The sequence below is a fragment of the Paenibacillus sp. OK003 genome (genome assembly GCF_900109515.1).
Lineage (GTDB): Bacteria > Bacillota > Bacilli > Paenibacillales > Paenibacillaceae > Paenibacillus > Paenibacillus marchantiae.
Genome location: NZ_FOBD01000004.1, coordinates 94,850 through 119,528, shown reverse-complemented (window position 1 = coordinate 119,528; position 24,679 = coordinate 94,850). Strand labels below are relative to the sequence as shown.

At 47.6% G+C, this 24,679-nt stretch carries 18 protein-coding genes and 1 riboswitch; of the genes, 5 read left to right on the top strand and 13 right to left on the bottom strand.

Annotated features, from left to right (window positions below; genetic code table 11):
• Positions 1-6: 6 nt before the first annotated feature.
• Together BMW94_RS07575 and BMW94_RS07570 are read right to left on the bottom strand one after the other, a co-directional pair.
• The gene (locus BMW94_RS07575) at positions 7-960 is read right to left on the bottom strand and encodes an ABC transporter permease (protein ID WP_063566889.1); all 954 of its coding nucleotides are present in this window, start codon (positions 958-960) and stop codon (positions 7-9) included.
• Positions 961-1,243: 283 nt separating this feature from the next.
• Positions 1,244-3,580 (bottom strand): helix-turn-helix domain-containing protein, encoded by a 2,337-nt coding sequence (locus BMW94_RS07570; protein ID WP_175480614.1) that lies wholly within the window; start codon positions 3,578-3,580, stop codon positions 1,244-1,246.
• Between the two features lie 574 nt (positions 3,581-4,154).
• Here BMW94_RS07570 and BMW94_RS07565 point away from each other — a divergent pair.
• A complete protein-coding gene (locus BMW94_RS07565; RefSeq protein ID WP_090996539.1) occupies positions 4,155-6,110 on the top strand; it encodes an endonuclease MutS2 in 1,956 nt (651 codons plus the stop codon).
• A gap of 92 nt (positions 6,111-6,202) precedes the next feature.
• Positions 6,203-6,451 carry a cysteine-rich CWC family protein gene (locus tag BMW94_RS07560; RefSeq protein WP_090996536.1) on the top strand — a complete coding sequence of 83 codons (249 nt, stop codon included), beginning with the start codon at positions 6,203-6,205 and terminating at the stop codon, positions 6,449-6,451.
• Between the two features lie 52 nt (positions 6,452-6,503).
• Here BMW94_RS07560 and BMW94_RS07555 read toward each other — a convergent pair whose 3' ends face one another.
• The 5 genes from BMW94_RS07555 to gcvH all read right to left on the bottom strand — a co-directional run bounded on the left by BMW94_RS07555 (position 6,504) and on the right by gcvH (position 12,612).
• On the bottom strand, positions 6,504-7,655 hold the full coding sequence (locus BMW94_RS07555) for a mannitol-1-phosphate 5-dehydrogenase (RefSeq protein WP_090996533.1): 1,152 nt from the start codon (positions 7,653-7,655) through the stop codon (positions 6,504-6,506).
• Complete coding sequence (locus BMW94_RS07550) at positions 7,652-8,086, bottom strand: PTS mannitol transporter subunit IIA (RefSeq protein WP_024633110.1); 435 nt, start codon at positions 8,084-8,086, stop codon at positions 7,652-7,654. The genes BMW94_RS07555 and BMW94_RS07550 overlap by 4 nt, the downstream gene beginning before the upstream one ends.
• Complete coding sequence (locus BMW94_RS07545; RefSeq protein ID WP_090996530.1) at positions 8,083-10,188, bottom strand: BglG family transcription antiterminator; 2,106 nt, start codon at positions 10,186-10,188, stop codon at positions 8,083-8,085. The genes BMW94_RS07550 and BMW94_RS07545 overlap by 4 nt, the downstream gene beginning before the upstream one ends.
• The gene (locus tag BMW94_RS07540) at positions 10,188-11,654 is read right to left on the bottom strand and encodes a PTS mannitol transporter subunit IIBC (protein WP_090903929.1); all 1,467 of its coding nucleotides are present in this window, start codon (positions 11,652-11,654) and stop codon (positions 10,188-10,190) included. The genes BMW94_RS07545 and BMW94_RS07540 overlap by 1 nt, the downstream gene beginning before the upstream one ends.
• A gap of 568 nt (positions 11,655-12,222) precedes the next feature.
• A complete protein-coding gene (gene gcvH, locus BMW94_RS07535) occupies positions 12,223-12,612 on the bottom strand; it encodes a glycine cleavage system protein GcvH (protein ID WP_062324957.1) in 390 nt (129 codons plus the stop codon).
• Between the two features lie 347 nt (positions 12,613-12,959).
• A riboswitch (glycine riboswitch) is annotated at positions 12,960-13,082 on the top strand.
• A 302-nt stretch (positions 13,083-13,384) separates the two neighbouring features.
• Between gcvH and gcvT the strand changes: the two genes are divergently transcribed.
• The 3 genes from gcvT (at position 13,385) to gcvPB (ending at position 17,456) form a co-directional block, all read left to right on the top strand.
• Positions 13,385-14,521, top strand: coding sequence for a glycine cleavage system aminomethyltransferase GcvT (gcvT, locus tag BMW94_RS07530; RefSeq protein WP_090996526.1), 1,137 nt, complete (start codon positions 13,385-13,387; stop codon positions 14,519-14,521).
• The gene (gcvPA, locus tag BMW94_RS07525) at positions 14,518-15,873 is read left to right on the top strand and encodes an aminomethyl-transferring glycine dehydrogenase subunit GcvPA (RefSeq protein WP_090996523.1); all 1,356 of its coding nucleotides are present in this window, start codon (positions 14,518-14,520) and stop codon (positions 15,871-15,873) included. The genes gcvT and gcvPA overlap by 4 nt, the downstream gene beginning before the upstream one ends.
• 95 nt (positions 15,874-15,968) lie before the next feature.
• On the top strand, positions 15,969-17,456 hold the full coding sequence (gene gcvPB / locus BMW94_RS07520) for an aminomethyl-transferring glycine dehydrogenase subunit GcvPB (RefSeq protein ID WP_302847997.1): 1,488 nt from the start codon (positions 15,969-15,971) through the stop codon (positions 17,454-17,456).
• A gap of 212 nt (positions 17,457-17,668) precedes the next feature.
• Here gcvPB and BMW94_RS07515 read toward each other — a convergent pair whose 3' ends face one another.
• From BMW94_RS07515 to BMW94_RS07490, 6 genes are all read right to left on the bottom strand, one after another.
• Positions 17,669-18,451: a hypothetical protein gene (locus BMW94_RS07515; protein WP_139209322.1), complete on the bottom strand. Its 783-nt coding sequence runs from the start codon at positions 18,449-18,451 to the stop codon at positions 17,669-17,671.
• Complete coding sequence (locus BMW94_RS07510) at positions 18,448-19,428, bottom strand: ABC transporter substrate-binding protein (RefSeq protein WP_090996517.1); 981 nt, start codon at positions 19,426-19,428, stop codon at positions 18,448-18,450. The genes BMW94_RS07515 and BMW94_RS07510 overlap by 4 nt, the downstream gene beginning before the upstream one ends.
• Before the next feature lie 34 nt (positions 19,429-19,462).
• Positions 19,463-20,554, bottom strand: a complete 1,092-nt coding sequence (locus BMW94_RS07505) for an alpha/beta hydrolase family protein (protein ID WP_175480613.1) — start codon at positions 20,552-20,554, stop codon at positions 19,463-19,465.
• Between the two features lie 219 nt (positions 20,555-20,773).
• On the bottom strand, positions 20,774-22,345 hold the full coding sequence (locus tag BMW94_RS07500) for an ABC transporter substrate-binding protein (protein ID WP_090996511.1): 1,572 nt from the start codon (positions 22,343-22,345) through the stop codon (positions 20,774-20,776).
• Between the two features lie 292 nt (positions 22,346-22,637).
• Positions 22,638-24,350 carry a phosphoenolpyruvate--protein phosphotransferase gene (gene ptsP / locus BMW94_RS07495; protein WP_090996508.1) on the bottom strand — a complete coding sequence of 571 codons (1,713 nt, stop codon included), beginning with the start codon at positions 24,348-24,350 and terminating at the stop codon, positions 22,638-22,640.
• Positions 24,343-24,618 carry an HPr family phosphocarrier protein gene (locus BMW94_RS07490; RefSeq protein ID WP_024633102.1) on the bottom strand — a complete coding sequence of 92 codons (276 nt, stop codon included), beginning with the start codon at positions 24,616-24,618 and terminating at the stop codon, positions 24,343-24,345. Before BMW94_RS07490 ends, ptsP begins: the two co-directional genes overlap by 8 nt.
• Between the last annotated feature and the right edge of the window lie 61 nt (positions 24,619-24,679).

Genomic DNA, 24,679 nt, shown 5'->3' with positions numbered 1-24,679 from the left:
CAAGCTTTAGTAGACGCCTTCCTCCCCGAATTTTTTGGCCATCGTGTTGGCACCCAGTACAAGTGCCAGTCCGACCACCGACTTGAACAAACCAACAGCAGCACTATAACTGTACTGTGCCTGTGTGAGACCTTTGGTGTAGACGTAGGTATCAAATACCTCACCCACATCCCGGTTCGTCGGCGTGAGCATCAGGAAGATCTGTTCAAAGCCTGTATCCAGGAAGTTACCCAGACGCAGAATGAGCAAAATAATGATTGTACTGCGGATGGCAGGCAACGTAATATGCCACGTCTGACGCCAGCGATTGGCACCATCCATCCGTGCAGCTTCATAGAGCTGTGTATCTACACCGGAGAGTGCCGCCAGGAAAATAATCGTGCCCCAGCCTACCTCTTTCCAGATGGATTGTCCAACAATCATCGTTCGAAACCAGCCGGGCTCAAGCAGGAAAGCTACTTTTTGTCCCGTCAGGTTATAAAGTAATTCGTTAATAGCGCCACCCTCGGTTGTGAACAGCATGTAGAACACACCAACCACAACAACCCAGGATACAAAGTGCGGAACATATACCAGCGTCTGTACAAAGCGTTTGAACCGTTCGCGGCGAACTTCATTCATCATCAGTGCCAATACAATTGGCAGCGGGAAGAAGAACACCATATTATAAATCGCTAGCAAAAACGTATTCCGGAACAAGGTCCAGAACTGCGGTTCCCCGAAGAAACGCTGGAAGTGCTTGAACCCTACCCAATCACTGCCCAGGATGCCCTTGTAAGGCGTGTAATCCTGAAAAGCCATCGTAATGCCGTACATGGGTATGTATTTGAAAATAACAAAGTAGAGCACGCCCGGTATCAACATAATATAGAGCCACCGGTTTTTGATAATGTCCCTCCACAGCAGGTTTTTGTCACTGCGGGTAGCGGGTCGTGTCCGAGCCGCCGTTTCGGCTTTCATAGTGTCTTCCTCCCCACATTGGAAACGATTACAAAATATCACTTCCTGAATTCATATCTTCATTGTGGAGGATAAACGGGTAACTGGCTATCATCTCGTTTTAGCTTCTTGGTTTCCCTTATGCAGCAAGGGTTTAAGGCATTTGTAATTCTGGGCTGCTGCCCTTAATGAACCACATTTAACCTCCGATATTCCTGTCTTAACTCTGCTGCAAACGCAGAATAAAGGCTGATCCTGAAACAAAGAAAAACCTGCCTGCCATGGCAGGCAGAGCAGGTTGCTTTTATCGCTGCTGCTCCCGGTATTTTCCGGGGGTGGTTCCCGTAATTTTACGAAATGTACGGATAAAAGCGGTAGGGTTGGTGTAATTGAGTTTCTCGGCAATTTCCGATATTTTCAGATTGGTCGTCTGCAGCCAGGTTTTGGCTTTTTCCATCCGGTATTCGGCAAGGTATTCCGTAAAGTTCACACCAGCCTCCTTCTTGAACACACGGCTCAAATAAACCGGATGAAAATTCAGTTCTTCTGCGCAAGCTTCCAGCGACAATTCGCGATCATATCGCTCCTCAATCAGCCGAATCATACGCCGGGCAATATTCAGATATTGAGATTCTTCCTGTTCACGCCAGAATCGAATGACAGGTTGAAATAAACATTTGCGGAACCAGTTCGTCATTTCATCCAATGTAGACAATTTGAGTAGTCGAGCCATAGAGGCCTTTTCACCCAACACTTCGGCGACATTGCCACCCTGCTCCTGTACAAGCTGATACACACGGGACAACAGCTGAACCATGATAACGGGATATTCGCTAAAGTGCAGCTTCTTGTCTGAGAGCAATCCAAGATACCTCTTAAAGTATGTATCGGTTTTCTCCTCGTCCCCTTGCTTGAGTGCAGAAGCCAACTGGTCCTCAATCATCCTGAGCTGTGTATATAACGCTGCCTCCGTCTGACCTCGTGGCTGAATATCCTCGTAATGCAAAATAATACGGCTGCCCAGACTTACCCTGCCTTGCAGCGCCTCACGACTCTCCTGGTAAGCCCTTGGTGAATCACCTATTGCAGAATAGGAGCGACTAATACCGATACTTACAGGCAGATTCAGATAGGTCACGACCCGCTCACGGATCAATTCGGCTTGAGTGTGCATCCACTCTTTTAGCTGTACTTCATCATCCAACACGGATGCCAGCACCGTAACCTGGGCGTCATCAATCATGACAGGTGCAAAACGTATCTCAGAGGGCAGCAGTTCACCGACCATATTGTTTAACGCAAACAGCAGCAGATCCCGGTCCTGCTCTTCATACCTTGTCCCTTCAAGGGTATCGATCTGAAGTGTAAGTAACCCAAGTCTGGACCATGAGGTTGGAAAATCATATAACTGACCCTGATATCTGAAGTCATCTTCCGATATCTTGCCTGTAAGCAGTTTGGTCATAAAAAATTCCTGTAAATGAACATGCTGGCCCTTCATCTGCTCACGCATCGTTTTCTCCGAGCTGAACAAGGTAGTTAATCGCTCTTCGATGTATATAAATTCATCCTGACGGCGTCCCGACGGAGCCAATGGAGAATCCAGTCCTTTTGTAAACTGCAGAAGTCTGGAAATGGGAGAATACATCTTGCGACTGCCGTAGATGGCTACTAGTCCCGTCAAACATAACATGACTAAGGTAGCCACTCCCGTAACCAATGCAATTTTCTGCGACTGGGCGGTGATCTGACTCAGCGATACAACGGACACATACAACCAGCCATTGAGTGGAGATTGCCTATAGCTAACCGCCACCTGGCTTCCCTCCACCTCTGCACTGAAGAACCCCTCCGATTGTCCCGTCTCTTGGACCTTTTCATGGATTTCCTGATTCAGCGCGTCGTATTTCCCGTCTTGTTCTGTGTCGTTGAGAAAATATTTCTGCTCCCGATCAAGGACGTACATATCTCCTGAATTTGGATTTCGGCTTAGAAATGTACTTAGCTCTGTATCGGCTATGTCTATAACCAGAAATCCCTTGGGTTTCACATTCGTTGGTATCATCGGAATCTTGAATACCATGCTGACCACGTTGTCGGATGAAATAAGGGTAGGTGCGTGCTCCGGTGTCGCTTCACCAACTCCCGCTGATACCGGCACACTCTCTTTGGTTGAACTCACATTTTGCGTCACCCAGAACAGGCTGTTTGTATATTTCAAATAAGAGCCTATCCGGTCCCGAATACTGAAATCATCCAATTTTCCAAAGGAACGCATTGAAACGACCCAGTCTTCATCCAGATTCACGAGATAGGCCTGATCAATATTAGTCACCGATTGCAGATTATTAAATCCGGAAGTCAGATCACGAATTTCCTGAAATTCGCTGCTGTCCAGCGATTTTTTCATCGCTTGTAATACCAGTGGAGAATTCACATATTGGATGGACGATAATTGCAGGCTGCGCAATACTTGCTCTACCCGCATTTGGGTCTGATGCAGAATCTGCAAATTACTCTCCCGCACCTTCTGCTCAATGTCGCGTGAAGCAATCGAATAGGAGACTGAACCAATAACGATGACCGGAAGGGCTCCAAGAATCATCGTAAAACAGAGCAAACGCAGCAGGTATTTAGGCAAAAAGAGCATCCTCCTTTGTGCATTTTGCGTGATTTGAACGAGAACGATTTTGGGATCGCTTCCCGATCGAATGCAAAACGTATGTATAATATCGCTTTCATTGGATTAATTTACTATTGTTATTTTAAAACCCATCGTTATTCAAGTCCACTATTTATTATTGAAGGTTGACTTCAAGGCAATTTCCAGTTTATATTGGTTGCATATTCCTCAATCAAAGGAGAGATTTTGATGTCGGTGAGCGTTCTTAACTAACAAGTTTCATATTCAGGAGTTTGGCCTTCGATTCACTTGTGCCTTGTGGCATACGTGTGTTTCATGATGCGCCACTACCCTGTACTTAGTTAAGAACAGCGGATATCATAAATCGCCTCCGGGATTGTACGTGTCCGGGTCTATTTCCGCGCTGTGTTCAGCGTGGATTTTTTTTTATAGACCTATAACGGGCCCTACTTTCCCCTACGTTAAGGGCGGAGAATGACGTTTGTTCATTCTCCGCCCTTTTTGCGTTTTCCGGGAATATGTCCCATCGCTTAAACCGAAATTCATTTTTATTACCAAGGAGAGATCAAGCATGAATGAAAAAACATTAACCAGTTTGGGTTATCCACAAATTCAAAAAAACGTTGCTAACTGTGCCCTATCTTATTTGGGCAAACGTTATGCAAGAGACATGAAACCAATGGTGGACGCTCCTCTGATTCAAATGCGTCTGGAAGAGACCGCTGAAGCGGCTGCTTTGATTCGTAACGGCGCCAGCGTGCCCATTCCATCACTGGATGGCATGGAGACCATTATGGATCTGCTAGGCACCGGTTATTTATTTACGGAACGTGATTTCAGCCATCTCGCCCAATTTCTTCGCAGCTGCGCACAGCTTATGAAATACATGGAGGGCAAATCCGAAGTGGCCCCCACAGTTAGTCGCTACGCTTCATCCATGATATGGATGGAATCCCTGCTGAGCGAGATTGAACGTTGTATCCATAGTGGACGCATTCAAGATCAGGCAAGCAAGGAGCTGATACGTATTCGTAAAAAAATGACGGTGAATGAGGAACGCATGAAGCGCAAGCTGGATTCTCTTATAAGCAAACACCGCTCCATCATGCAGGAAAATGTGATTAGTCAGCGTAGTGGAAGAACCGTGCTGCCCATTAAGAAAGAATTCCGCAAACACGTTAAAGGCAGTGTGCTGGATGAATCGGGAAGTGGTCAAACCGTATATATCGAGCCTGCTGAGTTAGTAGGTCTGCAAATGGAGCTCGCTTCACTGCAAGCCGAGGAATCACGGGAGGAGATGAAAATCCTCGGTGACTTAACCTCCCTGGCAGAGTCTTATCATCGTGAAATATCGTTAAATACGGAAACGGTAGGTATTCTGGATTTCCTGTTCGCCAAAGCGAAATATGCGGCCACCATGGACGGACGGACTGTACGTGTCAATGCCAATGGACGGGTTCGGATTCATCATGCCCGCCATCCGCTTATGGGTGCATCCATGGTTCAGCTTGATTTTGCAATCGGTCAGACGTATTCCTCACTAATCATTACCGGGCCGAATACGGGTGGCAAAACGGTTGCGCTCAAAACATTGGGTCTGCTCACCTTGATGATGCAATCTGGTCTGCTTGTGCCTGTCGCTGAAAATGGCGAGATGGCCGTATATCATGAAGTTGCTGTTGATATCGGCGATGGACAGAGCCTGGAGCAAGCACTCAGTACCTTTTCTGCACATATTCGCAACATGATTGGCATTCTGGAGCAAGCCGATTCATCTACACTTGTGCTTATTGACGAGATGGCCTCCGGTACCGATCCCGGTGAGGGAGTGGGGCTCTCGATCGCCATGCTGGAAGAGCTGCACAGCCGTGGAGCTACCGTTATCGCCACAACCCATTTTGGGGAAATCAAACATTTTGCAGCAGCCACGCCTGGATTTGAGAATGCCCGAATGGAATTCGATACGGTCTCTCTTCAGCCTCTTTATCGATTGCGGATCGGAGAAGCCGGAGACAGCTATGCCTATTCCATTGCACTGAAACTGGGTATGCCACAGCGCATTATTGAGCGATCCAAGCTCATTTCAGATCAGGGTGTCTCGCAAACAAACAGTACGGTTGAACAAGAACACTTAAATAAAACAAGGAACAAGATGAAATCTGTGAGCCCGTCCGTACAAACGGAAACAAGAGAGCAATCTGCTGATCGGCCTGAAACATTAGAACCTACTCCTCCTGCCAAAGCATTCCGAAAAGGGGATCGCGTCTATGCAGCTTATCTGAACCAGTCAGGCATCGTCTGTGATGTGGAGGACAGTCGCGGAAATATCGGAGTCATGCTACGTGGACGTAAAGTCAAAATTCACAAGAAACGCCTGACTTTGCATATTTCTGCACAGGAACTTTATCCGGGCGACGACTATGACCTCGACATCGTGCTGGAGACCAAAGAGAACCGCAAAAAACGCAAACTGATGAGTCGCAAGCATGTGGAAGGACTGAAGATTGAATTGCCCCCTGAAGAATAATCACAGGATTGGTATAATGGGTTGAGTTGCTATGCTTTAATAAACCTATCGATCGTGCGTGGTTAGAAATTCATCGGGGAAGGAAGACTCGTATGTCTGTTGAGCAAGATACAAAGAAAGTCAATCCAGAAGTTCTTGTATGTCCTTTGTGCGGTGAGCCCAATGGCTGCTCCTATGCCGCTGGTCGTCCTCATTCAGAATGCTGGTGTAACCGGGCTGTGTTCCCAGAAGGGGTATTTGACCCCATTCCGGCAGACCAGCGCAGGAAGTCCTGCATCTGCGAGACATGTCTGGATACGTATAAAAAGAAGACAGACCAAAATAAAGAGCCCCACAGTTAACCCTGTGAGGCTCTTCTTCAATCAATATTATTTTGTATTGAAATACAGAACGTTACTTCTGCATTTGTTGATAATGCGCTACAGCCTGTTTCAGTACAGGATGGCTCTCGTCCATGGACGTATACTGGCTGAGTGCTGCTTCAATCCCTTTTTGCTGGATCGTAGTCTGGAGTTCCACTGCTTCCGGGTCTTCGGAAACGTCAAACTTGCAGGCAGCGGCCATCCCCATCGCCAAATGTGTTGTCTCTGTTCCATACTCGTAAGCCTGGAGAGCCGGGCGAACCAGACGGTCATTCGGGGACAGTTTCCGCAGTGGTGAACGTCCTACACGAGTTACCTCATCCGTCAGATGCGGGTTAACGAAACGTTCCAATATTTTGGCAATGTACAACTGATGATCATCGGCATTGAATCCAAATCGCTTCACCAAAACGGATCCGGTTTCCTGCAAGGCACCATATACGATGGATTTGACTTTTTCATCGGCAATAGCCTTCTGAATCGTATCATATCCGTTCACATATCCAATATAAGCGGCAATACAGTGTCCCGTATTAACGGTAAACAGCTTCCGTTCGATATAAGGCTCCAGATCATCCACATACATTACACCCTCAATCGGTTTGAATGCAGGAGCCATTTGTGAACGGTCAACAACCCATTCATAGAAAGGCTCTACCTGTACATGCAATGGATCTTCATGATGCTGAATCGGCACAATCCGATCTACGGCAGAGTCCGGGAAATACACGTACTGATCCGCAAGCAGGCGAGTACGCTCATCCAGCAGACCATATACATGTTCTTTCAGTTGAGTGCTGGCACCAATTGCATTTTCACAGGCAATAATGTGAAGGGGCTGGAAGACATCACCCGTTCCCAGTCTGGACGTCAGTCCTTTGGCAATACCCGGAGCAATATGTTTCAGAATGTTCACACCCACTGCGGTTGTGATCAGTTCAGCTTCTGCAACGTTCTGGGCAACAGTATCCAGGTTGGTTCCATCGATTGCACTCACACCGGTAACTGTCTCCAGATCCTTGGCCTCGTTAGCCAGTTCAACCGTGTACTCTCCACGCTGCTGGAGAGCCGTAACCAGCTCCTGATTGACGTCGGAGAAAACGACATTGTAGCCTGCACGGGACAGAATCAAACCGATAAAGCCACGTCCAATATTACCTGCTCCAAAATGAAGGGCCTTCATAGCTCCATTTCACTTTCCAAAATAGTGATGACTTCTTCAGCGGTTTGAGCATGACGCAAAGCTTCCATGTTCTCTTCCTCGGCGCAGATGACTGCGATGCTGGTCAGGATCTCCATATGTTCTCCACCTTGAGCGGCGATACCAATGACCATATACGCTTTTTCTTCCCCAAAATCAACACCTTGCGGGAACTGAATGACGGAAATGCCTGTGGACAGGATGAATGATTTGGATTCCTTCGTGCCGTGTGGAATCGCAAGTCCGTTGCCGACATATGTGGAGACAATCTCTTCACGCTCCAGCATTTTGTCAATGTATTCAGCGGTGATATGTCCCGCGTCTTTCAGAATTTGACCTGCCATACGAATCGCTTCGTATTTGTCCTGAGCCGTTGCATTCATGATGACTTTATCTTTAGTTAACACACTCATGTTTGAATACCTCCAATTTCGGTTTTGCTGCGGTAAAATCCCGCAAGTTCTTGGGACAAGTAATGAATTAGATCATCCCGGTTGCCTTTTTCAAGTAATGCAATCATTTCTTCCTGCAACAATAGCGCACTGATCTCACTCAGTACCTCCAAACTTTCCTTCGATAACTGTCTCGGCCCAAGCATCAAGAGCACATGGCTGACACCTGCCGGGTCTTCCGGCGTGCGGAGAAGCGGCTCTGTCAGTTGGAACAGCGTAATTGAAGGACTGTGAATGCCATCACTGCGTGTATGAAACAGAGCGAGGGAAGTTCCGGGAATCTTCTGACTTCCAACAGCTTCACGCTCCTCCAGCAGCCTGGCAATCTCATCTGGATTATTCAATACACCGGATTGATGCAAAACGCTGCACATAGCGTACGCCGTTTCATAAAATCCGATATCCTGATTATCCAGCGGGAACACCTGAAACTTGCCGATAATCTGTACGATTTCAATCAGGGTCGCTTCCAGTCCAACCGGATCGGAAATTCGTCCTGTTGTCACTGAATCTGCTTCAGGTGGGGGACTATGTTCCCGCTGAAGCGTCGTTGTCCGGATGAAGTGTCTTAAACGTTCACTTTCTTCTGCCGTCAGCAGTGGGCTCACCTTGTAGTATTGATGTTTATCCATCGGTAAATCCACTGTAGAGAGAACCAGATCATATTCCGTCTTCGGTATACGTGCAGCTTCATACCAGGACACGCTGTCCACAATCCGAATTTCGGGGATTTCCTTGGACAGACGGCTCGATAACATCCGTGAAGATCCGATCCCACTCGTACAGACGACGACAGCCCGGATTTCACGCTTCAGCACCCGCAGCCGTTCCATGGAAGCACCGAAGTGCATTACCAAAAAACCAATTTCCTCATCCGGCACATCCGTATGGGGCCAAGCCTCTCGCACCGCTGACTTTACATCCTCAAACAGTGATTCATAATCCTTTCGGATCTGCTGAAGCAACGGATTACGGATGAGCTGCCGCCCATCCATTCGTTCCAGCACCGGCTCTATATGGGCAATCAGACCTTCACGAAGCAGACGATCCTCATGGAACGAATAATGAGTTTTCTCCTGCATTCGATCTGTAAGAGAACGAACCATGTCGAGTAAGACCAGATCGTCTATGGGCAGTAGACGCGAGGAATGAATCGATTGCTCGATTTCAACTAGCAGCCTGTGAAAATAAGCCTGCTCCTCGCCGACAAACTCCAGCCCAAGCTGGGCAGATAGAACGCCGCACAACCGTGAAGCCAAATATTCCGGCACCTTCCGCTCATCTTGCAGAGGATTTCCAACGTCTTTTTTGTCCTGTTGAGTGCTCCGACCTATGCCAAAACCTTTCCGAATCCGCACAACGGCTACTGACAATTGAATCAGCAGCTTCATATATTGACGCTCCGGGATATTTTCCAACCACTCAATATCCGGCTGCCATAACGCATTTTCAACTTTAAGTACATCCTCATGCCCTATCATTTCTAGAAGTTTGCTGTTTACTTTGGAAACTCCCTGCTCCGCATGTCTACCGAATAAATCGGATTCATCCAGATATTCAAGAGCGAGCGCGGAAATAGCCATGCGATGAGCCAGCTCGCTTCCATTGATCTTGACCCCGTATCCACGCCTGCGAACCAGCTTCAATCCCGCCAGCTGAATGCGTGGCTCCAGATCGTCCAGATCATTGCTCGCCGTAGACACGGTTACCTTCAGATCTGAGGCCAATGCAAGCAGCTTCACAGGTTCAGCTTCATCCAGCAAAATACAAAGCATGAAGAGTTTACGCTCTTCGGGCGTAAACTCCACATATTCGTTAAGCTCAAGTTGTTGGCGCAATACGGCCAAATCATCGGAACCGGGATCAATTCGAACCCCGGTTCCTGATTTTTTTTCCAATCTCATGCCAAGGGGCTCAAGCCATTGTTCAATCATCTGCAACTCTCGATGTACGGTACGAGTGCTTACTTTGACCGCAACAGCTATATCGCCAGCAGTTACCTCATGAGGATGCTCCAGCAGGAACTCCACGATCTCACGCTGTCTCCTTGTAATATTACTCATCAGGAGTCGGATTTGAGGCGCTCCACCAGTGCCTCATATTCAGGACTCTTCAGGAAGTTATCGATGGAAATATGCTCTGCATTTGGAGCCACGGATTTGGCCCGGTCTGTCAATGTTTTCTGTGTGATGACGATGTCGGCATCTTGTGGAATCTCACTGATCGCCGTGTTGGTTACAGCGACATCCACACCGGCTGCCTTCATTTTCTTCCGGAGAATCGAGGCACCCATGGCACTCGAACCCATCCCTGCATCACAGGAGAATACAATTTTATTGATATCCGTTTTTACTGCCGAAGAAGCAATATCGGCCGCACGGTCAGCTTCACGATTGTCTTTATCAACGGTGAGATTGCCCGTTTTGCCCTGATTTTTCATGTCCTTCATACGGTTGGACGCACTATCCAGATCTTCGTCGTCCTTCTGTTTACCTGTTTTGAGCAGGATCGATGCCACGAGGAACGAGATGATCGCAGCTACGGCTACCCCTGCAAACATGCCAAGATATCCACCCTTAGGCGTTAACAATGAGTAGGCAATGATACTTCCCGGTGACGGTGCAGATACCAAACCAGCTCCTGTCAGCATGAAGGTCAATGTACCCGCCACACCACCAGCCATCGCAGCCAGAATCAGTATCGGTCTCATCAGAATGTAAGGGAAATAAATCTCGTGAATCCCGCCAAAGAAATGAATGATTACAGCACCTGGAGCGGAAGATTTGGCTGATCCGCGACCGAAGAAGCAGTATGCCAGCAAAATGCCGAGTCCAGGTCCTGGATTGGATTCAAGCATGAATAATACGGATTGACCCAGTTCTCTTGCTTGATCCGTACCAATTGGCGTCAAAATCCCATGGTTGATGGCATTGTTCAGGAATAATACTTTTCCTGGCTCAATGATCAAGTTGACCAGTGGGAGAAGACCAGCATTCATCAAAGCTTCTACCCCGGCCGATAACACCTTGCTAATCGCTTCAACGAAAGGCCCGATGCCTTTAAGGGCTAGAAGGGCCAAAATCCCACCAATAATACCAGCGGAGAAGTTGTTAACCAGCATCTCAAACCCTGATTTGATTTTGCCATCAACAGCCTTGTCAAATTTCTTAATGACCCAGGCTCCCAATGGTCCGGCAATCATGGCGCCAAGGAACATTGGAATATCACTGCCGACAATAACCCCGATGGTCATGATTGCACCGACTACACCACCACGTTGTCCGTGTACCATGGTACCGCCTGTGTAACCGATAAGCAAAGGCAGTAAATATTTGATCATTGGATCAACCAGCAATGCAAAATCTGCGTTAGGGAACCATCCTTTTGGAATGAACAATGCCGTAATCAAACCCCAGGCGATAAATGCACCCATGTTCGGCATAACCATACCACTCAGGAAACGTCCAAACTTCTGAACGCCGACCCGTATTCCTCCGCTTTTTTCGGACTTTGCGTCCACTGAACTCATACTGAAAACCTCCTCAACATATTAAACCTTAATTCCACTGAATTTTGACAACGATGATCCAGACGAACAAAGGTACAAATCTTCAATAAATCTTAATTTACAACCATATCGTAAATGAAAACGGTATCTTCTACAACGAAATGAAAACCTACTTCCGTCATGAACGTTGATGACAAGATTTTAAATTTAAAGGATTGTCCCATATTTAAGAGCTTGTATAAGCACTGGAACCTGTTATTCCCTTTTATGTATCATACCCACGAATTGCCCCATTTTAATGACATACAAAATGTAAATTTATTCTATTTAAATAAATTGTTCCTACCTCATTTAGAAATGATGATGAAACATGTTAGATTGATATTTATCCCATCTAATTCGTCGAGTAACAACGAAAAAACGCAATTATCTCATCCTGTTTCAGATGAGGCAATTGCGTCTAAGTATTCTCCTAATAACCGAAATGACCATTCGGATCTATATAATCAATCGATTCATTTTTTTACGCTAAACGGACTTTTACATCAAGCTAAAGCTCTCTATCCAACCGGTGAATTGCACCTTCATATTATTCCGTATGTTTACGATACGCATCCGCGTTCATCAATGTGGAAAGTGCTGCTGTCAGATCGCCCTCAACACGAATTTCAATCATCCAGCCTTCCTCATACGGGGAGTTGTTAACCAGCTCCGGGGAATCCTGCAATGCATCATTCACAGCAATAATCGTTCCGCTGACAGGAGAAAACAAATCCGAAACGGTTTTGACGGATTCAATCGTTCCAATACTGTCTTCCGCTTTTACATCCGATTCCAGGTCAGGCAATTCAACAAACACAATGTCACCCAGCTGATGCTGCGCGAACTCGGTAATGCCAATACGTACGGTATCCTCCCCTACGGTCTGCACCCATTCGTGCTCTTCACTGTACAGGAAATCACTTTTCAATTCGCTCATCGATATCCGCCTCGCTTTTCATTAATGAGTGCATGCGTTTCTTTGACCTTAACCTTTTTCCCAAAACATAGCGTATGATATTTCCGATTCAAATGTCAAGATACCTTACAATTTATTTGATTTTCTTCCTTATATGCCTGTAACTCAAATGGACCCTCCCTACATATAATGGTGAATATTAGAAAAGTAAGCGCACTCTTCATAAATAGACGAACGTTATTAAATGAATTTCGAATATCATTCGGGTTTTTTATTCATTTCTATGATATCGTTCTTGACATCAATAGTCGATTCAGGCTTTAATGAGAGTAGTAAATGTTTTTCATTGGTCTATGCAATACCCGCGGATGAATGTAAAGGGAGAGATTACCCTTGACACCCGATTCAGGGTGTACTTGCGGTAACGCCGAAGGAGTAAACCACCGACAAGCGGAGGTGAATCTCTCAGGCAAAAGGACTTTTACGGGACGCAACTCTGGAGAGCATCTAATCGCCCTGTGTGGGCGTTATGATCACCCAAGGGGAAACCTGCTGCATCATGCGGCGGGGTAACTCTCAGGTACCAAGGACAGAGCCTAAGAATACAGCGTGCTTCTGGCATGCCGGTTCTTTGGCCTGTCCTTTTCCTTTTTCCCAAAAAAAACGAAAACAGGTTATAGAGCGGCGCTGCCTATAGCGTCCTTACCTTACTTTTATAATAAAATATATTGCCAGATTCATTGATCTACGGTTATACACTCGGCCGGTTGACGGCCCATGACGAGGTGATTGGATGTCCGATTTGCTTAGAACCCCACTCTTTCCACTCTATCAGCAATATGAAGGCGTACGATGCATTGATTTTGGGGGTTGGGAGCTCCCGGTACAATTCAGTGGAATTCAGAAAGAGCATGAAGCGGTGCGAGAACGTGCCGGATTATTTGATGTATCCCACATGGGTGAATTCACCGTACAAGGTGAACACGCGGAAGCTTTTTTACAGCACATGACCACCAATGATGTAACAACACTCGTTCCCGGTCAGGCCCAATATACGTTAATGTGTTATCCGGATGGCGGCGTGGTCGATGATCTGCTGATCTATAAACTGAAAGACCAGCATTATATGCTCGTGGTTAACGCCTCCAACATCGACAAGGACTGGGCATGGCTGCAACAGCACATGACGCCAGGCGTAACGATGACCAATGATTCGGATCAAACGGCGCTGCTTGCCCTGCAAGGTCCGCTGGCAGTCGATATTCTCGGAACGGTGACAGATACCGATGTGTCTTCGATTGAGCCTTTCCGCTTTGTAGCAAATGCGAAGGTATGTGGCGTTACATTGCTGTTATCCCGCACCGGATATACCGGTGAAGATGGCTTTGAGCTCTATGTTCCTGCGGAACAAGCCGCTGCGGTCTGGAACGGATTGATGCAAGCGGGAGAAGGTCACGGTCTCGTTCCGACAGGACTGGGTGCCAGGGATACGCTGCGCTTTGAAGCCAAGCTGCCCCTGTATGGACAGGAATTGTCTGCAACCATCTCACCGCTGGAGGCTGGCGTTGGCATGTTTGTGAAGCTAAATGCAGGACCGTTTATCGGACATGAAGCCTTGTTGCAGCAAAAAAATGATGGGCCTGCCCGCAAGCTGGTCGGCATCGAAGTGCTGGAGCGCGGCATCCCTCGTCCTCATTATCCCATTTACGCCGAAGGCGTACAGATTGGTGAAGTAACCACAGGCACCCAGTCGCCTACGTTAAAACGTAATCTGGGGCTGGCCTTGATTGACAGCAAATATGCTGCACTGGGTACCCCGCTGGAGATTGAGATTCGTGGCAAGAAACTGAAAGCCGAGGTCGTGAAGACCCCTTTTCATAAACGGACACGTGCGCCAAAGACACCTACTCAAGGAGCTGATCAAGCATGAGCAAGCATCGCTACATTCCCATGACCGAGCAGGATCAGAGTGCCATGCTGGCAACCATCGGCGTGGAAACGATTGAGGATCTGTTCCATGACATTCCACAGGAGATTCGCTATCAGGGCGAACTGCCTGTTTCCTCCAAACTCGATGAGTATGCACTAACACGTCATATGTCGAAGCAAGCGGGAGCGAATGCCAACTTCGAGACACACGCCAGTTTTCTGGGTGCAGGCATTTATGATCACCACGTTCCCTCCGTCATTAATCATGTCATCTCCCGTTCTGAGTTCTATACCGCCTATACACCTTATCAACCCGAGATCAGCCAAGGAGAATTGCAGGCGATTTTCGAGTTTCAATCCTACATTTGTGAGTTGACAGGTATGGCTGTAGCCAATGCCAGCATGTACGATGGTGCAACTGCATTTGCGGAAGCAGGCAATCTGGCCGCAGCGGCAACCCGCCGCAAACAGCTGATTGTGTCACGTACCGTGCACCCCGAATCCCGTCAGGTATTGCAAGCTTATGCTCACGGCCTCAATCTGGAGATTGTTGAGATTGGATATCAAAATGGTGTAACAGACTGGGATGCCCTGCAAGCCGCCGTGTCCGATGACACCGCAGCCGTCATGATTCAAAGCCCGAACTTCTTCGGCGCCGTGGAAAATGTAAAACAGGCCGCAGAGCTTGCGCATGCGCACAAGAGCCTGCTCGTGGTCAGCGCCAACCCGCTATCGCTGGGTCTGCTGGAAGCCCCAGGCAAGCTGGGTGCTGACATCGTCGTTGGCGACGCACAGCCCCTTGGCATCGCCGCTTCACTCGGCGGCCCAACATGCGGATACTTCGCTGTATCCCAGGCTCATATGCGCCGGATTCCTGGCCGAATTGTAGGCCAGACAACGGACCGCAACGGCAAGCGTGGTTTTGTACTCACGCTGCAAGCACGAGAACAGCATATCCGCCGGGAAAAGGCGACGTCCAACATCTGTTCGAACCAGGCGTTACTCGCGCTAAGCGCCTCTGTCTATATGTCGATCATGGGTAAACAAGGCATGATCGACGTCGCTGATTTGAATTTGCAGAAGAGCCATTATGCCCTTAACACGTTTACCGCAATTCCAGGCGTCTCTCTTACATTTACCGCACCGACGTTCAATGAGTTTGTGATCCAACTGCCTGAAGGAACAAAAGTGGAACTACTGCAACTGAAATTGCTCGATGCAGGTTTCATTGGCGGGTATGAACTTGGACGTGATTATCCCGAGCTTGCTGGACATATGCTGATTGCGGTCACTGAACGACGCAGCAAGGAAGAGATCGACGAATTCGCACGTGTATTGGAGGGATCGCTGTGACTCAGGAAACGACAACAAAGACAACGACGACAACATCGGCACAAGGACAATCGGAAACGGTAACCTCTATCTCCACTTCGGGCCAACCTGAAACCATCACAACAGTCACTGCTCAGACTGCCTCTCCAGCACTGGAGCAATCGTTGATTTTTGAACTCAGCAGTCCGGGTCGGGTCGCTTATTCATTGCCTGAATGCGACGTTCCCCGTCAAGCTGTGGATTCCCTGATTCCCCGGGAAATGCTTCGGTCGGAAGCAGCAGCATTGCCTGAGGTTTTTGAAGTTGACGTCATTCGCCACTACACTGCCCTGTCTCGTCGTAATTTCGGGATAGATAACGGATTCTATCCGCTGGGCTCTTGTACGATGAAATATAATCCGAAGATTAATGAGGATGTGGCCCGTTACAACGGGTTCGCCAAAATTCATCCCTATCAGCATGAATCCAGTATTCAAGGTGCCCTTGAACTGCTCTATACGTTGCAAAATGACCTTGCCGGACTAACGGGGATGGACGCCGTTACGCTCCAACCAGCTGCTGGTGCACATGGCGAATGGACCGGGCTCATGATGATCCGTGCCTACCACGAAGGTCGTGGTGAACAGCGCACGAAAGTTATCGTACCGGACTCTTCTCACGGAACCAACCCGGCAAGTGCAACCGTAGCAGGTTTCGAAACGGTAACGATCCCTTCCCGCGCAGACGGACTGGTAGATTTGGACGTACTTCGCTCAGCTGTTGGTTCGGACACCGCAGCGCTCATGCTGACTAACCCGAACACACTCGGACTTTTTGAAAAAGACATTCAGGAGATTGCCTCCATTGTGCACCAGGCAGGTGGACTGCTCTACTACGATGGAGCGAACTCCAATGCCATTATGGGCATCACCCGGCCTGGCGATATGGGCTTCGACGTGGTGCATCTGAACTTGCATAAAACGATGAGTACTCCGCACGGCGGCGGTGGGCCTGGTGCCGGCCCGGTTGGCGTGAAGAGCCGCTTGATTCCGTTTCTGCCGAAACCGATGGTCATCAAAAATGATGAGGGCATATATGCATTGGATCGCGAAGGCGATCAATCCATTGGGCGGGTCAAAGCGTATTATGGCAACTTCGGCATTCTGGTCCGTGCCTATGCCTACATTCGTACCTATGGACCTGAAGGCTTACGCCGGGTATCTGAATGTGCGGTGCTCAACGCCAACTACATGATGGCCCGTCTCGCACCTTACTACGAGATTCCGTATCCAGGCGTGTGCAAACATGAATTCGTTATGTCTGGCCGGGGGTTGAAGCAGTATGGTGTACGTACACTGGATGTTGCCAAACGATTGCTTGATTTTGGGTATCACCCGCCAACCGTGTACTTCCCGCTGAACGTCGAGGAGTGCATCATGATCGAACCAACGGAAACCGAGAGCAAAGAAACCCTTGATGGGTTCGTCGATACAATGATTCGCATTGCCAAGGAAGCAGAAGAAACGCCAGAACTGGTGCTCAATGCCCCTTATGGCACACCGGTTACCCGTCTGGATGAAACAACAGCAGCCCGTAAACCTGTATTGAACTGCGCTTGCAGTTAAAAGTTAACTAATAAACTTGCATATGATTATGCCTGCAACGACGTCCGAACTATGTTATGATCCCAGGACTGGGAACGATCATTACAACGAAAACACATATTCTATCGTTGGATAATCATTAATAAATGCCAAAAACAGCCGCATTTTTCTTTCTGCGCGGCTGTTTTTCTTATTGCTGATTAACCTGTCAGCTTTATTTTATCTTTTGAGGTCTAGGGCTTCCAATTAGCCCGTTCCTTCTTGCCCAATCGCGGACAGGTGTAACAATAGGAGCGACCTTGTCGTAAATATTGCAGGCAACAGACGTTTTTGATCGCAAGTCTCTTGGAAGGCTCCAGCGGATGATCAATCATCCGAACCCTGACACGAAGCGGATTCTTGACCAGACCAAATATATCAGCTTTCAGACCATTTTGCAGCACCAGTTCATCAGCGGCAAACTGACGCAAGAGAGCTTCATTGTCTTGATACGTATTATGGATATTCTCCTTGTAGTTTTGCAGAGCCGTTGGCAACTGCCCCCACAACATGCTTACATGCAACCCGGAAGCTTCGGACAAACACTCTATGAGGGGACGTGCAGTCTGACTGTAAAAACGTCTTAATTCTGCTTCAAGCCAGACCGTTCTTTCCTCCGAATGCTTCGGAGCGAGAGTGACATCCATGTTCTCAAGTTGAAAAGCAATTCGTGTATACCCGGTTTCCTTCATCAAATGTATACTCAGATTGGCTAGCGAAAAATTCGGAGCTGCATGATGGACGGATACGGTATATTGCAGCGCAGCTGCCACATCACCGAACCAACTGGTAAAATAGGCTGCGGCAACCGTTAGATCCTGTCCCTCGATTAACTGTTGATAGGCGGACAAAAAGCTTCTCATTGCCTCTGGATCAACAATAGATTCTCCCCATAGCGATGCCACGGGTACACCATTCAGTTCCTGCACCAGATTAAAGTGCTTCCCCAGTTCCTCACGAATTAGGTCATTCATCATTCGCCGAACAAACGATTCAGGTCATCCAGCATGGAAGTAGCAGCATTAGGTCCATATCCGCCAAACCACGAATCCGAGGCCACCTGGAATACCTGATTATTTTTAACAGCCTTCATGTTTTTCCAAATCCCCAAGGTCTGCAGATTGTTATAGATCTCTTCATTATCATTGATAAGGATAATGTAATCCGGATCGATTTCTGGGAGCTTTTCATTAGACAACACTTCATAGCGACTTTCAGCGCTTGTCACGGGGAAAACAGCCGGTCTGGAGAAACCGAAATCATCATAAAGCCACTTGTAGTCCATGTCTCCGTAATACCGAATATCATTTCTTATCCGCAATACCATCAGTGTCTTGCCTTCTGCTTTGGCGTGAACCTTCTGGATCGCCTCAGCTTTATACGTTTCATAGGTATTTATCACTTCTTCTGCCTTTTCGTTCAGACCAAAGGCCGCAGCGGTAGCCCGAAATGCCGTCTGCCAGTCAGGTGCCACATATCCATTCTCAAGCATGGCCGTTGGAGCAATTTTGGCGTAATTCTCGTATTGCTCTTTGCTGTTCGTATCCGTCACAATCAGATCTGGTCCAAGAGAGAGCATTTTCTCAGCACTTACCTTACCTTGATCACCGATGATCGCCACATCATTTAAGAATGGCTTCAAATATAACGGAAAATCTTCGTTCTGTGATTTCACCGTAGCTTTCGGCGTCATGCCCAGCGCAATCAGGTGATCCGTCAAATATGTCACTGTGGAAGCGATATTTTCTGGCTTTTGCGGTAATGTCTGCTCACCATTTGTATCCTTAAATGTAAACGTGGCATCTTGGGACTCTTCCGATGTCGCTTGTTCCTGTTTCGTCGGTTCTGCCTCAGACGAACCTGACTTCTCTTTGTTGCCACAGGCTACAATTAATAATAACACCGCAAGCAAAACTGCTGTTAAAGTGAAATAGCGTTGATTTCGTTGTTTCATGTTCTGCAAATCCCCTTATTCATTCGTTATTCTGTTATTTTATCTTCTGCTCTGCCATTCTCTCATTTCTCATTACGCGTGTGCTTGTGATCCAGCCCTTTTCATTTCTTAGATTCATAAAAAACGAAATCCCATGCTGTGGAAGACGTACTAGCGCTTTAGAGTTCGTTGCATCCAAAGAAGCGGGAATAGACTCCCATCTTGCGGTTCTCCAATCGCGATCATCCACGCACCAATACAGATTGGCCTCCAGGACAGGAAGGCATGAATCATACCGAACGGCAAACCAACCGTCCTCGTGCTTCTCCTCACAAATTTCAACAAGCGCAGGTTTCGCTTTAACGATACTATCCGCAAAAGCGAAGAGCTCCTCGCATGCCCATGCCTCCTTGTAAGAATGCCCGAGACCCGGATGAAGGCTTAGTCTGCTATGGTTGTTGTTTGGATGGCACTCCAGATGCTGCTCAAAAGACTTGTTAAATATGGTCAACGGAAAATGGGTATCATTACTACCGTTAACCCATAACATCGGCAAGCGGCTTTCCGACAGATAATTGGATGGGTCCCACAATAGACGAATACGCTCTGCTTCTGTCTCCGGCATGGATGCAAAGCTAAGCCCATAATAGGAACCCGGTTCATGCAGATACCCACAGCCATAAACGGGCATGGCAAAAGAAAGCCTGGTGTCTAATCCCGCAACCAAACTTGTGATGATGCCTCCCCAAGAAATTCCTGTTATGCCTATGCTCTGCTTGTCCACTCCCTGAAAAGAGCGGAGCAGCGAATGTGCCAATATTACCGCAGCTACAGCATGATACATCCATTGATCGTCGACAAGCTGTTCGTAATCCGCAAATACACCCTGCTTCTCCGGACCACTCCATGAATGTGATGGCCATTCCATCCGTTCGCTGTGCTCCTCATCCCCGAATGGAATATGTCCTTCCAGATCCATGGCTATCGCAGCATACCCGCGTGCCATCCATTCTTTCACCCAACTGCTAAAGGCTGTTCCCGCACCACCGTGAACCAGGATCACCGCGGGAACTTTCTCGTTAGGAGAGACTGAACGCGGGATGCCGTAGTAGGCAAATATGCGAGTAGCACGACCTTTATATGACACCCCCTCATAGAAGCAGGCATGTACGCCGGTATGTTGATCTTCGGAAAACGGGTATAATCGAGGTACTTTAAACAATTGCTCTAGATTCCAAGGCGGCTTTCCAGAAATGGAATGTCACCTCCTCTTTACACTGATAATGATTTTCTTTCTCAATAGATATCATATCATTCATTGCTTCAGCTAAACATGGATATTTAAACGTAGTGAACTGGACTTTTGTCAGCCAAATAACCGCATAAAATAGAACAGCGCCCGCTCATGCGACCATGCTGAATACTCAAACAATTTTTCTGTCCCCACCTCGTACACATGTCCATGCCGAACCGCTGTCAAACGATGCCACTGCTCGCTGGCCTGAAGTGCCTTCCATTCCCGGGCCGCCTGCTGCGTAGAATCTACCATGATAATCAGCATATCTGCGTCGTATTTTTCCAGAGCTTCTTTGGTCACCGATTCAAAAACATTGATGTCATCGAGACGATGCGTAGCTGCCAATCTAAAATCATCATAAAGGACCGCACCAGCATTGCGTTTGCCATATATCCGATATTCCGAATCCGTGATACGCCATATGTTGACCGTAGCTCCACCGATGTTACGCCTTACTTTGCGGTAGACCGCTTCCGCCTTGCCATCGTATTCCGACAACCACATCTCCGCCTCTGCCCGATGCTCCATAACTTCTGCAATCATTCGAAGCTGCTCGCGCCAGTCTGCGGATAACCAAGGGATGGCAACTGTCGGCGCAATCTGCTCCAGCTCTTTTCGCGCCCGCTCGGCCAGAAGGTCAGTGCAGAAAATAAGCTCCGGCTCCGACGCACGCAATCGATCCACATTTTCTTGCCAGATCTGCCCTTCCCCCAGCTCATAAGAATGCAGACGAGTCATTCGGTTGTATAATTCATGATTTGGATAAAAGGCAGCAGCTTTCGGAAGCAGGCCAAGTGCCAGTAAACTGCCCGAGATTGGATCAGAGACACTTGCGATACTATATCTGCGGCTTTTGACAAACGCATTAGGCGAAAGTCCCATCTTCTGTTTGAATCTGCGGCTAAAATAAAATTCATCTTCATAGCCGACTCGGACCGCGGTCTCTTTTACACCATCACCTGACAAAAGGAGCTCCTTGGCCCGTTTCATTCTGACATCCATCAGATAGGCCGTCGGGGTCTTTCCTGTATATTGCTGAAATGCCCACGAAAAATACCCTGGACTCAGGCCAGCAAGCTTGGACAATTCATCTCGTTTTAATTCATGATCCAGATGTTCATTCATATAATCGGCAACACGGGCAATCGCAGAAGCGGTAGACTCAACGCTTTCCGGCTTGGCCTCCGCTTGAACAAGTGAAGTCATCAAACCGTATAATGCGGCCTGTCTATTGAAGTGTTCCTCGTCACCAGCGACCTCCAGTTGAAGCAATCGATCACAAGAGAGCGCGAGTTGATGCGGATCTTTGCACCAAAACAAACCCTCCATGAAAGCATGGGTAGCGGTCATCTGCTGTTCTCCGCCATATTCGTATACTTCGAAACGGACCATACAGCCTTTTAACGCCTGCTCATCTGCCGCCAGCTTGAACCTCTGTCCAGGAGCCAGCAAATAGACTTCCCCTTCATTCAATCGGGATATGTGTTCGTTCGATACCAAAGTTCCTGAGCCACTTGTACAAAGAATAGCGAAGTGTTCCGCTGTCGCTGCATGAACAATTTCTCCATTCGAGGACACTTCAAACGAATCGATACTGCCATATTTAAGCATCTTGCCAGCCTTTTTTTCATTGACCTTCATGGTAACCCTACTTTCTCCCTCAGCATGATGTCCATTGATTGATTGTTCGATTACCTTAATGATAATGATTTTCAACCAAGATACAAACGGAAAAATATAAAAAACGAATAATAGCGTTTCGATCTCTATCTTGCTGATTGAAAGACGCTCTATGGATTTATGCAAAATGCTCAAAACAAAAAAAGCCGGTATCTGTTGTAACAACAGATACCGGCAAAATCGCTGCACGACTGCAGCTTTTTTATCGGAAAAAGAAACCCTTAAAATCGGGTGGAAACCCCGTAAAATTACATTACGCTTGAATGCTTTGAACCAATTCAACGACTTGTTCAGCCGTTTGCATATCCAGTGCTTTGGCAGCAAGTTCTTGCATATCTGCACGGGACAGCTTGGTGATCTGACTGCGAGCTGGCAGAATGGATGTTGCGCTCATGCTGAACTCATCCAGTCCGAGACCGAGCAGCAATGGAATTGCTGTTTCGTCTCCGGCCATCTCACCACACATGCCAACCCATTTGCCTTCACGATGCGCTGCATCGATAACCATTTTAACCAAACGCAAAATGGCTGGGTTGTAAGGTTGGTACAGATATGCCACTCGTTCATTCATACGGTCAGCAGCCATCGTGTATTGAATCAGATCGTTCGTTCCGATACTGAAGAAATCCACTTCTTTGGCAAATTGATCTGCCAGAACTGCAGTCGAAGGAATTTCGACCATGATTCCGAGTTGAATGCTGTCCGAAACAGCAATACCTTCAGCAACCAGCTTTTCCTTCTCTTCGAGCAGGACAGCTTTCGCTTCACGGAATTCACCAAGTGTTGCGATCATTGGGAACATAACACGCAGGTTACCATGTACGCTTGCACGCAGCAATGCACGTAATTGCGTACGGAAAATGTCCAGACGGTCCAGACACAGACGAACTGCGCGGAAACCGAGGAATGGATTCATTTCTTTTGGCAGATCCAGATATGGAAGCTCTTTGTCTCCACCGATGTCGAGTGTACGAACAACAACAGGTTTGCCTTCCATTTTTTCCAGTACAGCCTTGTAAGCATTATACTGAATGTCCTCGGAAGGAAGCTTGTCTCTGCCCATGTACAGGAACTCGGTACGGTACAGGCCTACAGCCTCGCCGCCATTCTCCAGAACACCCGTTACATCATTCGGTGTACCGATGTTGGCTGCAAGTTCAACATGAACGTTGTCCACCGTTACCGTTGGCTCATCACGAAGTTTTCTCCACTCTGCACGTTGTGCATCATACTGCTCCTGTTTGGCACGGTATTCAGCAATAACTTCATCAGTAGGGTTAACCAGTACGTGACCATCCAGACCGTCAACGATAATCATATCGCCTTGTTTCGCTTGGGCCAAGATGTCCTTGGTTCCAACAACAGCCGGAATTTCAAGAGAGCGCGCCATGATCGCGGAGTGAGAAGTACGTCCACCAATATTGGTTGCGAAACCTTTAACATATTGACGGTTCAGTTGAGCCGTGTCGGAAGGCGTAAGATCCTCCGCAAGCACGATCACTTCTTCACTGATCTCAGCCGGACTCATGAATTCGATACCAAGCAAGTGATTTAGCACACGTTTGGTTACATCACGCATATCCGCAGCACGTTCCTGCAGGTAAGCACTCTTCATGTTTTCGAACATTTCGATAAATTGCGTTGCTGTTTCGTTCAATGCGAATTCCGCGTTGACCTTATCATCTGCAATTTTCGCTTTAACCGGATCAATCAGTTCCGGGTCATTCAGAATGAGCAAATGCGAAGCAAAAATCTCAGCTTTTTTCTCGCCAAGCTCTTGTAAAGTACGCTCTTTGATCGCCTCAAGCTCAGCCTGGGACTTGCCCAGAGCTGAGTCGAGTTTCGCGATCTCTGCGTCAACGTCGTTGATTTCGCGTTTTTCTACAGAGTAGTTGGGATGCTCCAAGATAAACGCCTTGGCGATAGCAATACCCGCCGAAGCCGCGATCCCAGAGACATTAAGCATTAATTTCGCCCAACCCTTCGTTAACCATAACGTCTGTCAGAGCTTGAAGAGCTTCAGCTTCTCCTTCGCCTTCAACGATGATGTTGATGGTGTCGCCTTGTTCCAGACCAAGGGAAAGTACGCCCAGGATGGATTTCAAAGTTACTTTTTTACCGTTAGCTTCTGCAAAGGATTCTGCACCTTTGAATTTGTTTGCTGTATTAACCAGGGCTGTCGCCGGACGTGCGTGGATACCATCTTCGTCTGTAATTCTGAATGTTTGTTGCATTACAATCATCTCACTTTCAATAGTTTAGTTTAGGCATTGCATATATTTACACTTGCTTGCC

Bases quoted from the DNA above. Each gene is read 5' to 3' on its own strand.
- BMW94_RS07575 (WP_063566889.1), bottom strand. From the start codon at position 960: ATGAAAGCCGAAACGGCGGCTCGGACACGACCCGCTACCCGCAGTGAC.
- BMW94_RS07565 (WP_090996539.1), top strand. From the start codon at position 4,155: ATGAATGAAAAAACATTAACCAGTTTGGGTTATCCACAAATTCAAAAA.
- BMW94_RS07560 (WP_090996536.1), top strand. From the start codon at position 6,203: ATGTCTGTTGAGCAAGATACAAAGAAAGTCAATCCAGAAGTTCTTGTA.
- BMW94_RS07555 (WP_090996533.1), bottom strand. From the start codon at position 7,655: ATGAAGGCCCTTCATTTTGGAGCAGGTAATATTGGACGTGGCTTTATC.
- BMW94_RS07550 (WP_024633110.1), bottom strand. From the start codon at position 8,086: ATGAGTGTGTTAACTAAAGATAAAGTCATCATGAATGCAACGGCTCAG.
- BMW94_RS07545 (WP_090996530.1), bottom strand. From the start codon at position 10,188: ATGAGTAATATTACAAGGAGACAGCGTGAGATCGTGGAGTTCCTGCTG.
- BMW94_RS07540 (WP_090903929.1), bottom strand. From the start codon at position 11,654: ATGAGTTCAGTGGACGCAAAGTCCGAAAAAAGCGGAGGAATACGGGTC.
- gcvH (WP_062324957.1), bottom strand. From the start codon at position 12,612: ATGAGCGAATTGAAAAGTGATTTCCTGTACAGTGAAGAGCACGAATGG.
- gcvT (WP_090996526.1), top strand. From the start codon at position 13,385: ATGTCCGATTTGCTTAGAACCCCACTCTTTCCACTCTATCAGCAATAT.
- gcvPA (WP_090996523.1), top strand. From the start codon at position 14,518: ATGAGCAAGCATCGCTACATTCCCATGACCGAGCAGGATCAGAGTGCC.
- BMW94_RS07515 (WP_139209322.1), bottom strand. From the start codon at position 18,451: ATGATGAATGACCTAATTCGTGAGGAACTGGGGAAGCACTTTAATCTG.
- BMW94_RS07510 (WP_090996517.1), bottom strand. From the start codon at position 19,428: ATGAAACAACGAAATCAACGCTATTTCACTTTAACAGCAGTTTTGCTT.
- BMW94_RS07500 (WP_090996511.1), bottom strand. From the start codon at position 22,345: ATGAAGGTCAATGAAAAAAAGGCTGGCAAGATGCTTAAATATGGCAGT.
- ptsP (WP_090996508.1), bottom strand. From the start codon at position 24,350: ATGCTTAATGTCTCTGGGATCGCGGCTTCGGCGGGTATTGCTATCGCC.
- BMW94_RS07490 (WP_024633102.1), bottom strand. From the start codon at position 24,618: ATGCAACAAACATTCAGAATTACAGACGAAGATGGTATCCACGCACGT.